At 68.6% G+C, this 12,329-nt stretch carries 14 protein-coding genes and 1 pseudogene; 9 read left to right on the top strand and 6 right to left on the bottom strand.

Going from position 1 to position 12,329, the window contains the following annotated elements; all coding sequences use genetic code 11:
* Window positions 1-56: 56 nt before the first annotated feature.
* The 5 genes from AB0I59_RS26620 to AB0I59_RS26600 all read left to right on the top strand — a co-directional run bounded on the left by AB0I59_RS26620 (window position 57) and on the right by AB0I59_RS26600 (window position 3,487).
* Window positions 57-569, top strand: a complete 513-nt coding sequence (locus tag AB0I59_RS26620) for a GNAT family N-acetyltransferase (protein ID WP_061254558.1) — start codon at window positions 57-59, stop codon at window positions 567-569.
* Window positions 570-640: 71 nt separating this feature from the next.
* Complete coding sequence (locus AB0I59_RS26615) at window positions 641-820, top strand: hypothetical protein (RefSeq protein ID WP_061254556.1); 180 nt, start codon at window positions 641-643, stop codon at window positions 818-820.
* 249 nt (window positions 821-1,069) lie between these two features.
* A complete protein-coding gene (locus AB0I59_RS26610; protein WP_358137071.1) occupies window positions 1,070-1,915 on the top strand; it encodes an ABC transporter ATP-binding protein in 846 nt (281 codons plus the stop codon).
* Entirely contained in the window at window positions 1,912-2,694 is a 783-nt protein-coding gene (locus tag AB0I59_RS26605) for an ABC transporter permease (protein WP_061254554.1), read from the top strand. Before AB0I59_RS26610 ends, AB0I59_RS26605 begins: the two co-directional genes overlap by 4 nt.
* Window positions 2,687-3,487: an ABC transporter permease gene (locus AB0I59_RS26600; RefSeq protein ID WP_358137068.1), complete on the top strand. Its 801-nt coding sequence runs from the start codon at window positions 2,687-2,689 to the stop codon at window positions 3,485-3,487. Before AB0I59_RS26605 ends, AB0I59_RS26600 begins: the two co-directional genes overlap by 8 nt.
* A gap of 29 nt (window positions 3,488-3,516) precedes the next feature.
* Here the strand turns inward: AB0I59_RS26600 and AB0I59_RS26595 are convergent.
* Window positions 3,517-3,776 (bottom strand): annotated as a pseudogene (locus AB0I59_RS26595) (IS982 family transposase); the annotation flags it as partial.
* A gap of 400 nt (window positions 3,777-4,176) precedes the next feature.
* On the bottom strand, window positions 4,177-4,749 hold the full coding sequence (locus AB0I59_RS26590) for a TIGR03086 family metal-binding protein (protein WP_061254549.1): 573 nt from the start codon (window positions 4,747-4,749) through the stop codon (window positions 4,177-4,179).
* A gap of 208 nt (window positions 4,750-4,957) precedes the next feature.
* Here AB0I59_RS26590 and AB0I59_RS26585 point away from each other — a divergent pair, with 208 nt between their 5' ends.
* From AB0I59_RS26585 to AB0I59_RS26575, 3 genes are all read left to right on the top strand, one after another.
* Window positions 4,958-5,446: a MarR family winged helix-turn-helix transcriptional regulator gene (locus AB0I59_RS26585; RefSeq protein WP_061254795.1), complete on the top strand. Its 489-nt coding sequence runs from the start codon at window positions 4,958-4,960 to the stop codon at window positions 5,444-5,446.
* A 76-nt stretch (window positions 5,447-5,522) separates the two neighbouring features.
* A complete protein-coding gene (locus tag AB0I59_RS26580; RefSeq protein WP_061254547.1) occupies window positions 5,523-6,995 on the top strand; it encodes a DHA2 family efflux MFS transporter permease subunit in 1,473 nt (490 codons plus the stop codon).
* Window positions 6,996-7,050: 55 nt separating this feature from the next.
* Window positions 7,051-7,539 (top strand): pyridoxamine 5'-phosphate oxidase family protein, encoded by a 489-nt coding sequence (locus tag AB0I59_RS26575; RefSeq protein ID WP_358137063.1) that lies wholly within the window; start codon window positions 7,051-7,053, stop codon window positions 7,537-7,539.
* 227 nt (window positions 7,540-7,766) lie between these two features.
* On the opposite strand, the gene AB0I59_RS26570 is transcribed toward AB0I59_RS26575, so the two are convergent.
* Entirely contained in the window at window positions 7,767-8,621 is an 855-nt protein-coding gene (locus AB0I59_RS26570; protein WP_358137060.1) for a hypothetical protein, read from the bottom strand.
* Window positions 8,622-8,727: 106 nt separating this feature from the next.
* On the bottom strand, window positions 8,728-9,297 hold the full coding sequence (locus tag AB0I59_RS26565; protein ID WP_061254543.1) for a helix-turn-helix domain-containing protein: 570 nt from the start codon (window positions 9,295-9,297) through the stop codon (window positions 8,728-8,730).
* 59 nt (window positions 9,298-9,356) lie between these two features.
* On the opposite strand from AB0I59_RS26565, the gene AB0I59_RS26560 reads away from it, so the two are divergent.
* Window positions 9,357-10,349, top strand: coding sequence for an alpha/beta fold hydrolase (locus AB0I59_RS26560; protein ID WP_358137056.1), 993 nt, complete (start codon window positions 9,357-9,359; stop codon window positions 10,347-10,349).
* A gap of 119 nt (window positions 10,350-10,468) precedes the next feature.
* Here AB0I59_RS26560 and AB0I59_RS26555 read toward each other — a convergent pair whose 3' ends face one another.
* Both AB0I59_RS26555 and AB0I59_RS26550 read right to left on the bottom strand, forming a co-directional pair.
* The gene (locus AB0I59_RS26555; protein WP_358137053.1) at window positions 10,469-10,732 is read right to left on the bottom strand and encodes a hypothetical protein; all 264 of its coding nucleotides are present in this window, start codon (window positions 10,730-10,732) and stop codon (window positions 10,469-10,471) included.
* Between the two features lie 224 nt (window positions 10,733-10,956).
* On the bottom strand, window positions 10,957-12,222 hold the full coding sequence (locus tag AB0I59_RS26550) for a L,D-transpeptidase (RefSeq protein WP_358137050.1): 1,266 nt from the start codon (window positions 12,220-12,222) through the stop codon (window positions 10,957-10,959).
* Window positions 12,223-12,329: the final 107 nt, after the last annotated feature.

Here is a 12,329-nt window from a genome sequence, read left to right as displayed (position 1 = left end):
TCTGGCGGCACGCGGCATATCGCGGTCTTTCGCCGGGTCGCTGTTAGGATCGCCGGATGATGATCCGGAAGGGCGGCCCCGCGGATGTCCAGGCCGTGCTCGGCATGTTCGACAGCGCGGTGGCCTGGCTGACCGAGCGGGGCCGCACCGGCCAATGGGGCAGCGAGCCGTTCTCCACCGACCCGGCAAGGATCGAGAGCGTCAGCCGCCAGGCGGGGGAAGGCGGCATGCGGATCGCCGAGGTCGGCGGGGAGCCGGCGGGCTGCATCGTGGTGGGCGCCGCCATGCCGTACGTGCCGTCGCCGGTCGAGCCCGAGCTGTACGTGCAGTCGTTGGTGATCGACAAGCGGTTCGCGGGCCAGGGGGTGGGCGCGGCCCTGCTCGGCTGGGCCCGCGAGGAGGCGGCCGGACGCGGGGTGGGCGTGCTGCGGGTCGACTGCTACGCCGGTGACGACGGCAACCTCGTGAAGTACTACGAGCGCATGGGTTTCTCCCGGACGCTCGCTTTCAAGGTCGGCGAGTGGCCCGGACAGATCCTTGAGATGCGGATCTCCCGGGACGCCTCCTGATCTCCTGCGCGCCGCCCCGGGGGGAGACTCTGAAGAAGGGACCGGCGGGAGGGAACACTAGCCTGGATGCCATGTTCCACCGCAAACCCATCGAAGAGCGCATCGCCGAGCGGGTGGCGAAGCGGCCTCCGCTCACGGAGGGCAAGCACTTCGAGCACCGCCCCGCGCTGATCGTCTTCTGCGTCGTCGTCACGATCGCGCTGGTGAAGGTCATCGGCGCGTTCTTCCTGATGAAGTCCGGCCTCCGTTAGGAAGCGCCCGCCAAGGCGTCATCCTTCGCCATCCTTCGCGAGCCGTCGCAGCGCGAAGCAGGGCCTCCGATCGGTGGGGGCTCCGGGCGCGGCGGCCCCTGAGATGCGCCGATCACGATCGCCAGAAAATAGTTGCCACTCGACATCGCCAACGTGAAAGATGTCGTCATGATCAGGGTCGAGTCGCTGACTAAGGTCTTTCGCCGCCCCCGAACCTTCCCCGGTCCGTTGGGAGCCCTCCGCACCCTCGTGACCCGGCGTTATGACGAACGGGTCGCCGTCGACGACGTCAGCTTCGAGATCCCCGAGGGCGAGGTCGTCGGATATCTCGGCCCCAACGGCGCGGGCAAGTCCACCACCGTGAAGATGCTGACCGGCATCCTCACCCCCACCAGCGGACTCGTCGAGGTGGGCGGCAGGGTGCCGTGGCGGGACAGATCGGCCAACGCCAGATCCGTCGGCGTGGTCTTCGGCCAGCGCAGCCAGCTGTGGTGGGATCTGCCGCTGATCGAGTCCCTGCGCCTGGTCGGCGCCCTGTACGACGTGCCCGCCGCCCACTTCACCGGATCGCTGCGCCGCATGTGCGACCTGCTCGGCCTCGACGACTTCCTGGACACCCCCGTCCGCCAGCTCAGCCTCGGCCAGCGGATGCGCGGCGACCTGGCGGCGGCGATGCTGTACGACCCGCCCATTCTGTACCTCGACGAACCCACCGTCGGCCTCGACGTCCTGGCCAAGCAGGCGGTGCGGGAGTTCATCGTCGACACCAACAGGGCCGGCCGCACCACGGTCGTGCTGACCACGCATGATCTGGCCGACGTGGAAGCGCTGTGCCGGCGCATCATCCTCATCGACAAGGGCCGCGTGCTCTACGACGGCGGCATCGACGCCCTCGTCACCGCCTACGCCCCGCCGCGACGGCTGGTGGTCCATCTGGCCGACGACGAGACACGGACCTTCGACATCGCCGGCGGCGCGTCGGTCCCCGAGCTGATCGGCCGCGTCGCCGCCGAGAACACCATCCGCGACCTGTCCATCGAGGAGCCCGACCTGGAGAGCGTGATCAAGCAGATCTATGCCGAGAGCACGCGGTGATCCGCCCGCTGGCCGGGATGGCCCGCGTCGGCCTGCGGTTCCAGCTCGCCTACCGCAGCGACGTGATCATGACGGTGCTGGCGCTGATCGCGCAGGTCTTCCTGCTCCGCATGGTGTGGACCTCGGTGTACGGCGGCGCGGGACAGGCCCGGGGGCTCACCCTGGAGGCGCTGCTGGCCTACCTGAGCCTGGCCAACCTCCAGGCGTTCGCGACGACCCCGATCATCCCGTTGATCGCCCATTTCAGGATCCGTACCGGCATGGTGTTCTTCGACCTGTCCCGGCCGACCGGCTACCTGCCGCAGATGGCCGCCTTCCAGGCCGGGCACACCCTCGGCGGGCTGCTGATGCTGGCCCCTGCCGTGCCCGTGGTCCTGCTGGTCGGCACGATCACCCCCACCGCGCAGCCGCTCGGATACGCGGCGACGCTGACGCTCGGTTATGTCATCTCGGTGATGATGTCGCTGCTCATCTGCGTGATCGGCTTCTGGACGCTGGAGACGGGGGCGATCTCGCTGCTCTACCGGCTGATCAGCCAGTTCTTCGCCGGGACGATGGTCCCGCTGTCCTTCTTCCCCGGAGCGCTGGGTGTCCTGGCCGAAGCGCTTCCGTTCAAATACATGGGGTACGTGCCCGCGGCGATCTACGTGGGCCACCTCTCGGGCGGGCAGGTCGTCCAGGCGATGATCGTGGAGGTCTCCTGGATCGCCGGGCTCGCGGTCCTGCTGTGGGCGGTGTGGCGGCGGGCGCACCGCAGGGTGGTGATCAACGGTGGCTGAGATAGCGCGCGCCCTTCGCCTGTACTGGGTCCTGCAGCGTGCCACGATGCGTGGCGCGCTGCAGTACCGGCTCAACACGGTGATCAGCGTCGTCACCGGGGCGGTCTATCAGGGCAGCGGCTTCGCCTTCGTGTGGGTCGTCATGCACACCTTCCCGTCCATGGGCGGGTGGAGCCTGCGGGAGATCGCCTTCCTGTACGGCCTGCGCCTGACCGCCCACGCGCTCTGCATGCTTCCGCTGAGCAGCCTCATCGGCCTGGAGTGGCTGGTCCGTGAGGGAGAGCTGGACCGGGTGCTGCTTCGCCCGCTCAATCCACTCGTCCAGGTGATGACCAAGCGCATGGGCATGGGTCAGGTCGGGGACCTGCTCACCGGGGTCGTCCTCCTGATCGTCGCGGCACCGCCCTGGAATCTCGCCATGATCGGCTTCTGCGTGCCCGCTGTCGTGGGCGGCGCACTGGTGGAGGCGTCGTTCCACCTGTCGTTGTCGTCGCTGTCACTGCGGATGCTGGACACGCGGGCGCTGCGCGGCTTCCTGGACGACGTGTTCAGCAAGTTCGGGTCGTACCCGATGAGCGTCTTCGGTGGTGTCACCCAGTGGGTGCTGACGTTCGTACTCCCTGTGGCGTTCGTCGCGTACATGCCGGCGAGCGTGCTCCTGGACAAGACCGGGTCGCTGAACGTGCCCGCGCTCGTGGCGTACGGGAGCCCGTTGCTGGGGGTCGCGCTGTTCGCCCTCGCCTATCGCGTCTGGGAGCGCCAGCTCCGGCACTACCAGAGCTCCGGCACCTAGATGATTGATGCCAAGGGGTCTGGTCACGTTCAGTGGTCATAGGCGACCAGGGACCGTTTGACCTGCTGGCCGGTCTTGTCGTTGTGCCAGATCGCGGAGGTCAGCGCGAGTATCCGCGCCAGCACACGGACGATAACTCCGCCATGTGTACGGCCGCCGTGACGCTCCAGGTCAAGCTGGCCTTCGAAGGTCTGGTTGATCGACTCGATGGCCTGCCGTAACGGCTTGAACAACCGCGCTCCGGCCCCTCGGCTTCACCCTTGCGGGTCGGGCGCGATAGCCGCACGTCACAGTCGATCAGCAGGTGAGGGTTGGCGGTGTTGGGCCAGCGGGCGCGCCGGTAGTCGAGCCAGTCCAGCAGGATCTGGTGGCTGAACTCGTCGATCGGACGGGTGCGGCCGTCGATCGTCAGCCGCCGGTTGCCTAGGTCGACGTCGTCGAGAAGGAGCTCGCGATCGAGGACCTGCCCGCTCCCCCTGCGCAAACGTGTCCTCCTCGCCGGCTGACCCGGATCGACGTCACGAAATTAGTGCCAGAGCCAGTTTTCACGCGTCGTCGATCGCGGCCGCGTGGACCGCAGCTTCAGACACGTGGACCGTAGCTTCAGAGCGGACGGCGCGTTGAACTGCGGGCTGTCACCGCGCTGCCCTGCGGTCGGTACGACCGACAACGGCTTCCGGCCCTGCTCTTCACCGCCCCGGCCAGAACGGGTCCCGGCCGATGAGACCCAGCAGTTTGGTCTGGGGATCCGCACCGGCGGGTACCTCGACCCGAGCTCCGAACTGGCCAGAGGAGCGGAGAACCTGCTCTATCTGCTCCATCTGAGCGAGGAGTCGAGCACAGAAGCCGGGGTCCAGCCGGTCGTCCTGGCCGGTAGCCCTGGAGAGATCCCAGGTGTGCATGAACACGTCAGCGGTGTAGAACTGGTCGATCGCGGTCTCCAGAGGCAGGCTGCCGATGTGTGGGTTGGTGAGTTCCCGGTGCGCCGTCTCCGGATCGTCCAGCACCGCCTGCACACCGTCGCACAGTACCTGCCACGCGGCGACCGGATTCTCGTCCACCGACGGTCCGCAGGGCAGTTCGATGCCGGCACCGGAGGCAAGAAACCCGGGGAACCATTCGGTCAGGTGACGCACGACGTCCAGGGCGACCCAGCCGTCGACCGGGGATGGCGCGTCCCAGAACCGGGTACCGCGGACCCGTTCGGTGAACAGCCCGGCAACCTGCCGGTGTCGCTCGGCCGGGTGGTCAGACAGCGTCATCGGTGAGCATCCTTTCCAGCTTCGCGTAACCCTCGTCGACACCAACCTCCATACCACCGCGCAGCCACGCATCGCGACTTTTGAAGCTGTCGGACCCGCGACTGCGTCCGCAGCCGAGGTCCGCGTCGCCGCGATCAACGAATGGCTCTGGTCGGTGACGTCTACTACTGGATAATCCGCCACGGACCAAATCGTTATGCTGGTGGGCATGACTGCGATGGTGCCCACCCGTACCGAACCGGACCTGTCCTTCCTGCTGGACCGCACCGGCCACGTCCTGCGGACGCGGATGTCGGCGGCGCTCGCCGAGATCGGGCTCACGGCGCGCATGCACTGCGTGCTGGTCCACGCCCTGGAGGAGGAGCGCACCCAGATCCAGCTCGCCGAGATCGGCGACATGGACAAGACCACGATGGTCGTTACGGTGGACGCCCTGGAAGAGGCCGGCCTCGCCGAGCGCCGCCCCTCCAGCACGGACCGGCGGGCCCGGATCATCGCGGTCACCGAGGAGGGCGCGCGCGCGGCGAAGCGGAGTCAGGAGATCGTCGACCGGGTGCACGCGGAGGCGCTGGCGGCGCTTCCCGGCGATGAGCGCGAGGTCTTCCTGCGCGCGCTGAACCGCCTGGTCACAGGCCATCTGGCCGACCCCGTCGAAAGCCCCCAGCAGGTACGGCGAGCGCGCCAGCGAGGCAAGTAGGCCCAATATAGATAGTCTGCAACAAAACTATCCGCTATGGTCTCTCTTGTTGTCTCATTCGACAGGAGGGACCTCCATGTCCACTGCCTCGGCGCCTTCCGCGCCCCGGTCGCGGCGGCTCGCTCTCGGGGTGATCGCCACGGGGGCGTTGATGACCATCCTCGACGGCAGCATCGTGACCGTGGCGATGCCGGCAATCCAGGGTGATCTCGGCTTCTCCCCCGCCGGTCTCAGCTGGATCGTCAACGCCTACCTGATCGCGTTCGGCAGCCTGTTGCTGCTGGCGGGACGGCTCGGCGACCTGATCGGCCGCAAGCGCGTGTTCCTGGCCGGAACCGCGGTGTTCACCGCGGCCTCGCTGCTGGCGGGGGTGGCCACCACCCCCACCGCGCTGATCGCGGCCCGGTTCCTGCAAGGGGCGGGCAGCGCGATGGCCTCCGCTGTCGGCCTCGGCATCCTGGTGACGCTCTTCACCGAACCGAGGGAGCGCGCCAAGGCCATCGCCGTGTTCAGCTTCACCGGCGCCGCCGGCGCCTCGATCGGCCAGGTGCTCGGCGGAGTACTCACCGACGTCCTGGACTGGCACTGGATCTTCTTCATCAACCTGCCGATCGGGCTCGCGGCGATCGCGGTCGCTGTACCCGTACTCCCCGCGGACCGCGGGCTCGGCCTCGCCGCCGGAGCCGACGTCGTCGGCGCCTTCCTGGTCACCGCCGGACTGATGGTGGGCATCTACACGGTCGTCAAGGTCGAGGAGCACGGCTGGATCTCGGCGCCCACCCTCGGCACGGGCGCCCTCGCCGCCGTCCTGCTCGCCACGTTCCTCGTCCGCCAGGCCACCGCGAGGTCCCCGCTCATGCCGCTGCGGATCTTCCGGTCGCGCAGCGTCTCGGCGGCCAACCTGGTCCAGGTCCTGATGGTCGCCGCGCTGTTCTCGTTCCAGATCCTCGTCGCCCTCTACCTGCAGAAGGTGCTCGGGTACGGCGCGACCGGGACGGGCCTCGCGATGCTCCCGGCGGCGGTGATGATCGGCACGGTGTCGCTGGGCGTCTCCGCCCGGCTCAACGCCCGCTTCGGCGAGCGGAACGTCCTCCTGGCGGGACTGGTGCTGCTGATCGGAGTCCTCGGGCTGCTCGCCCGCGTCCCCGTGCACGCGAACTACCTCACCGACCTCCTCCCGGTGATGCTGCTCGCGGCCGGTTTCGGACTCGCCCTCCCCGCGCTGACGACCCTGGCGATGTCCGGTGCGGCGGACGACGACGCCGGGCTCGCCTCGGGGCTGTTCAACACCACCCAGCAGATCGGCATGGCCGTGGGCGTGGCGGTGTTGTCCACGCTGGCGGCCTCCCGTACCGACGGCCTGCTCGCGGGTGGCTCCAGCCAGGCCGCCGCGCTGACCAGCGGCTACCACCTGGCCTTCACCGTCGGTGCCGGACTACTCGTCGCCGCCTTCCTCGTCGCCTTCGCCGTACTGCGTCAGCCCGCTCGGCGGCCCGCCCCCGCGCCGGAGACGGGGAAAGACGCGTCGGCCCGCTCCACGGTCGCCTGACCTCCTCCACCACCACAGAAAGGCCCATCTCATGAACACGACCGAGGACGCGACTGTGACGGACGCGGTAGAGCACAAGCCGGGCGCCGGACCCACGCCCCGGGCTCTCACACCGGACGAACTGTCCCGGCTGTTGCGCGAGCAGCGGTTCGGAGTGCTGGCGAGCGTCAGGAGCAGCGGCCACCCGCATCTGTCCACCGTCGTCTACCACTGGAATCCCGAAGAGCGCGTGGTGCGGATCTCCTCCACGGCCGACCGCCTCAAGGTGCGCCAGTTGCGACGCGATCCCCATGTCGCGCTGCACGTGAACGGCCCGGATGTCTGGTCTTTCGCCGTCGCCGAGGGTGAGGCCGAGATATCCGAGGTGACGACCGTGCCCGGTGACGCGGTCGGGCGGGAACTGCTCGCCCTGACCCCTGGGTTCGAGGATCCCGCGCACGAGGCGGCGTTCCTCGAGCAGCTGGTGGCGGACCGGCGCGTGGTGATCAGGATCCGGGTGTCCCGCCTGTACGGAACGGCCCTGGACATCGCCGATGAAGCCTGACCATGGCGGTGATTTCGCCCACCCACGTGCGAGGGGCAGCCGTGGCAGACGTTGGCCCGGCCCTGGAGCCGACCGACCACGGGGCGCTGTGCACGTACTCGCCGCTGCCGGAGATGCGGACCGCGTGGTCGACGATCTCCTTGTAGTAGCCGGGATCGCCCCTGACATCCCACCGACGTCGGTGGCACCGGTGCCACCGACCGGCGCGCCGCGTCAACGCCTACGGGTCAGATCCTGCCGTTCCGCCGGAGGATGTCGACGGCGCGGACGGTGATGTGACCGCGCCAGTCCAGGGCACCCGCAGGCGAGATCGTGGCGTAGTCGACGATCCAGCCGCCATCGTCCTGTCGCAGGGCGGCCAGGCGGTCGAGATCGGCGGAGATCATCTCAGGGGCGAAAAGGTCCCGTGCCGGCCGGTCGGGGTAAGGGGCGAAGTCGAGCGGATACAGCCTCTCCTCCTCGGTGCCGCCCTCGACGCGCACCCGGCCGTCGGCGGGAAGGTGCTTGGCGAGGCGCCGCAGGAGATCGGCCGCCTCGGGGCGGCTGTCGTGCACCGCGTCCAGGAACCGCACCGCGAAGGCCAGCACGTGGGCGGAAGGTGCCCGGTCGATCGCCTCGATCGTGCTCAGGCAGTAGCGGGTGGCCCGCTCCAGCCAGGGGTGAGCGGCCACGGCCGGATCGTGGGCGGCGACACGCCAGGCGGCGGCCGCCGTCACAGCGGTGATCTGCAGCGCCGACACCGCGGGGTCGGCGCCCTTCCACCAGGGGGCCGTGCCCGCGGCCACAGTCAAGGGCAGCGCGAACGGCAGGCCCCCATCGGGCAGGGACACGGACTCCAGCCAGTCGCACAACGCCGCGGCCTGCGGGGCGGTGGCCGGCGCGATGTCCTCGAATACCTCGAAGGCGTGCAGCGCGGCCCCGGGCTGGCTCTCCGGGGAACGGAGATCGGGCTCCAGCCCCCAGCCGTAGCCGCCGCCGGGGTTGCGGTAGCCGTCCAAGGCGGCCAGCACGGCGGCGGCGTCCGTTCGGCCCAGCACCACCTCGAAACGGCGGCGGTCCAGGACCCGCGCATGCGCGGCCATAAATGCGGCTACCGCGGAAAGGTCTACGTTCACGGGTTCATCCTGCTCGGGGCTCGGGATCGGTGTCTTGTCGAAATCGGCCATCACCGGACTGTTCAGTGCGGACTCAGGGGTGGTCGTCGGCCTGCTGGCCGGCCCTGTGCCGCGGTGGTTCCTCCGTCGGGAAAAGGATCATGCTCAGGAGGTGGGGGTTGCGGTCGGGCGCGGGGTTGTTGCCCGCCCTGGAGGCTAGGACGCCGCGCAGCTCGTCGATCATCTCGGCGAGCTCGCCCGGGGTGAGCCAGATGGTGCCCTGCCGGTAGCCCACGGAGTCGGCGGTCGGGTCGGCCCCGTCCCGGTCGAGGTAGGCGTTGAACTCGGCGTGCAGGGCGGCCATGGCCGCGGCGAATCCGTGACGGTGCTCGTCCAGGGACATCGACGCGGCCATGTCGGCGTCGATCCCCGCACGCTCGCGGCGTAGCCGGTAGTGGCGTTCGACGGCGCCGTGCACGCGCTGCTCGTCGACGACTTCCAGCACTCCCGCCTCGGCCAGCAGGCCGACGTGCCGGTACACCGTGGTCTTGGGAACGTCGGGCACTCCGGCGCACAGGTCGGACGTGGTGCGGGTGCGACCGCCGGACATGGCGTGCACGATGCGCAGCCGGACCGGGTGCAGGAGCAGATCAAGGGTGTCCACGCATCTATGATCCCATATCTGGTACCGTTCCTAAAATTGGAAAAGCAGGTGGCGCGGCCATGGGTGGCAGTCCCGAAAGGTGCACCCTCGTCTCCGCCAACGTCTCCGCCAAGTGGGCGCCGACAGTGAAGGAGTCAGCGATGCGACGTCAAACGGCCGAGGCGACGCCGCCGGTAGGACGGCACTACCAGGTCAGGGATCGGAGACTGTTCCTCCACCAGTCCGGGAGCGGGAGCCCGGCGGTGGTGTTCCTACCCGGGGCCGGCTCATCCGGAATGGACGGCTTCGCCGTTCAACAGAGGGCCGCTGAACTCACCACGAGCGTGCTCTACGACCGGGCCGGAACGGGATGGAGTGACCGGGCCGAGCTGCCACGCACCTCCACCCAGGTCACCGATGAGCTGCACGAGCTGCTGCGGGTCGCCGGCGCGCCCGCCCCCTACCTGCTGGTCGGTCATTCTCTCGGTGGCCTCTACGCACGCCACTATGCGCAGCGTTTCCCCGACGAGGTCGCGGGGTTGGTCCTGGTGGAGCCCGAACACGAGGACTACGACTCCTACATGCCCAAGGAACTGAACGAGCTGTATCAGGCATGGGACCCCGGCGATGCGGTGCCTGACGAGTTGCCCGACGAAATCATCCAGTTCTACCGCACTCTGTTCGCACGGGAGATGGCCGACTGGCCGGAAGAGATCAGAGAGCCGCTGATCGAACGCCATGTCAGCCTGGAATGGCTGAGGATCGGCGGCCAAGAGGCGGCCAACCGTTACCGACTCCATGACGAAGTACGCGACGCGGGACCGATGCCCGACGTCCCGCTGATCGTGCTCACCGCCACGGCGATCGACCCCTTCAAAGAAGCGGTCACCCAGGGCATACCCCCATCGCTCCTCCACGAGGAGGCCGAAGCCAAGACGCGGCTCTACACCGCGCTGGCCAAATCGGTTGCGCACGGCGAGAACCGCGTTATCGACGACGCGGGACACCTCTCCGTCATATTCCGCCGTCCCGACGCCGTTCTCCAAGCGATCCACGACCTACTCGGCAGCTGATCAGGACAGCGGCTCCACGGCGGCGTCGCTTCCCGGCCCGGAGCTGTCTGGAACACCCTCGTCACCTTCGGCACCGTCGGAGTCGAGGATGAGTCGGGCAGACGTCTCAGGGGCGGGGGTCAGCCGGTGACGGGGGCCTGCCAGAGGCCGGCGATGGCGTCGGTGAGGGTGGTGGCCAGGGCGTTCCAGGTGGGCTGGCGGACGGGGGTGCGGTCGGCGAGGGCGCGTTCGCGTTCTACGCACATGTTGACGATGAGGTGGCGGGCCATGGTGAGCCGCTCGTGGCGGACTTCGGGGGGCGGGCCGGGCAGTGTCTGGGTGAGCTGGGCGATGAGCAGCCGCAGTGAGGGGGAGGTGATCGCTAGCGCGATCGCCGGGCTCATCCTCGCCGGGGTGACCATGACCCCCGGGGCGGGCCAAGGCCCGCACACCAGACGGTCGCCACCTCAATCAGGGCGCGGGAAGGGCGAGCACCCGGCACTCACCCCCGGGTTCTCCTCGGATGAATCGATCGGCAGCGTGCGGCCGCCCTGGAAACGGAACGGCCCTGGCCATCCCCGCTGGGGGCTGACCAGGGCCGGTGAAGCGTGGGAGGGTGTCCCCGGGACTATCCCTCGGGCTGCTCCTGCTCCTGACCCTGACCCTGACCCTGGGACTTCAGGGCGCTGCCCTTCTTCCACTGGCTGAACGACATCTGCCAGAAGCCCCAGCCGTTGTTCCACTCGAGCGCGCGGTTGGTGCCGACGATCTTGACGACGTCTCCGCGGTGGAAGTTGTCGTAGTACCACTTGGCCTGCGTCGGGTGGGCGTTGATGCAGCCGTGGCTGACATTCGCCCGACCCTGGGAGCCCACCGACCACGGCGCGCTGTGCACGTACTCGCCGCTGCTGGAGATCCGCACCGCGTGGTTGACGATCTCCTTGTAGTAGCCGGGGTCGCCCTCCTTCTTCCCCGGAGAGATCATCGTGACCGGGTTGCCGCGTTCCATGGTCAGGTGGATGCCGTTGGTGGTGGTGTACTCGCGCGTCGTGCCGTTGCCCGCACTGATCTTCATGGTCTGCACGGTCTTGCCGTCGCGCTTGACCACCATCATGTGCGTCTTGACGTTGACGTAGCTGACCCAGGCGGCACCGATCTTGATCTTGGTGGTGTGGTCCTCGACGCCGTACGTGTCGGTGCCGGCCTTCACACCGGCGAGATGCGCGGTGAAGGTGACGGTCTGGTGGGCGGGCCAGAACCTGGCCGGCCGGTAGATCGCCAGCTTGTCGTTGATCCAGCGCCAGGCGCCGGTCACCGGCTTCTGGGCCTTCACCTCGAGGGCGGCCTCGACGGCCGCCTTGTCCCGCACCGCCTGGTTGAACGTCACCATGATCGGCATGCCGACGCCCACGGTCTCACCCTTGACGCCCGGGGTCACGTCGGCGACGGCGAGTTCGACCTTCGGCTTGAGCGTGGTGAACTGGCTGGTCGCGGTCGTCGGTCCGCCGTCACCACTGGCCTTGGCCGACACCGTGTAATTAGCGGACGGCCTCAGCGGTCGCTTGGAGACCCACTTGCTGCGCGTCTCGTCGAACTCGCCCTCGACCTGCTCCCCGTCGGACTCCAGGGTGACCTCTTCAAGCGCGCCGTTCGCCGCCGTCACGACCACGGTCTTGTCCGGGCGCACCTTCGCGCTGCCCTTGACCGGACTTATCTTGATGGTCGGCGCGGCGGCGGCGGTCGCCCCCGTGTCGTCAGAACCGGAGGTGCCGGACGTCCCCCCGGCGCCCGACCCTCCCGAACAAGCGGACAGCACGACGGCCGTCGCCGCGGCAAGCCCGGCAAGCGGCAACCTCATGCGCGTGTTAGCGGTGAACACAAACGTCTCCCCCATGATGGCAAAGTGCAACACAAGACTCTATTAGGACTAACCCCATCTGTACTCGGTCTTATGGAGAGTTAGGTCACACTTTCGTCACGCAATAGCCGGTACTTAGTGCA

Origin of the sequence: Microtetraspora glauca (assembly GCF_040656155.1) — a bacterium.
GTDB classification, from domain to species: domain Bacteria; phylum Actinomycetota; class Actinomycetes; order Streptosporangiales; family Streptosporangiaceae; genus Microtetraspora; species Microtetraspora glauca.
Note: the sequence above shows the minus strand (reverse complement) of the source record. Positions and strands in the feature narration are given on the sequence as shown.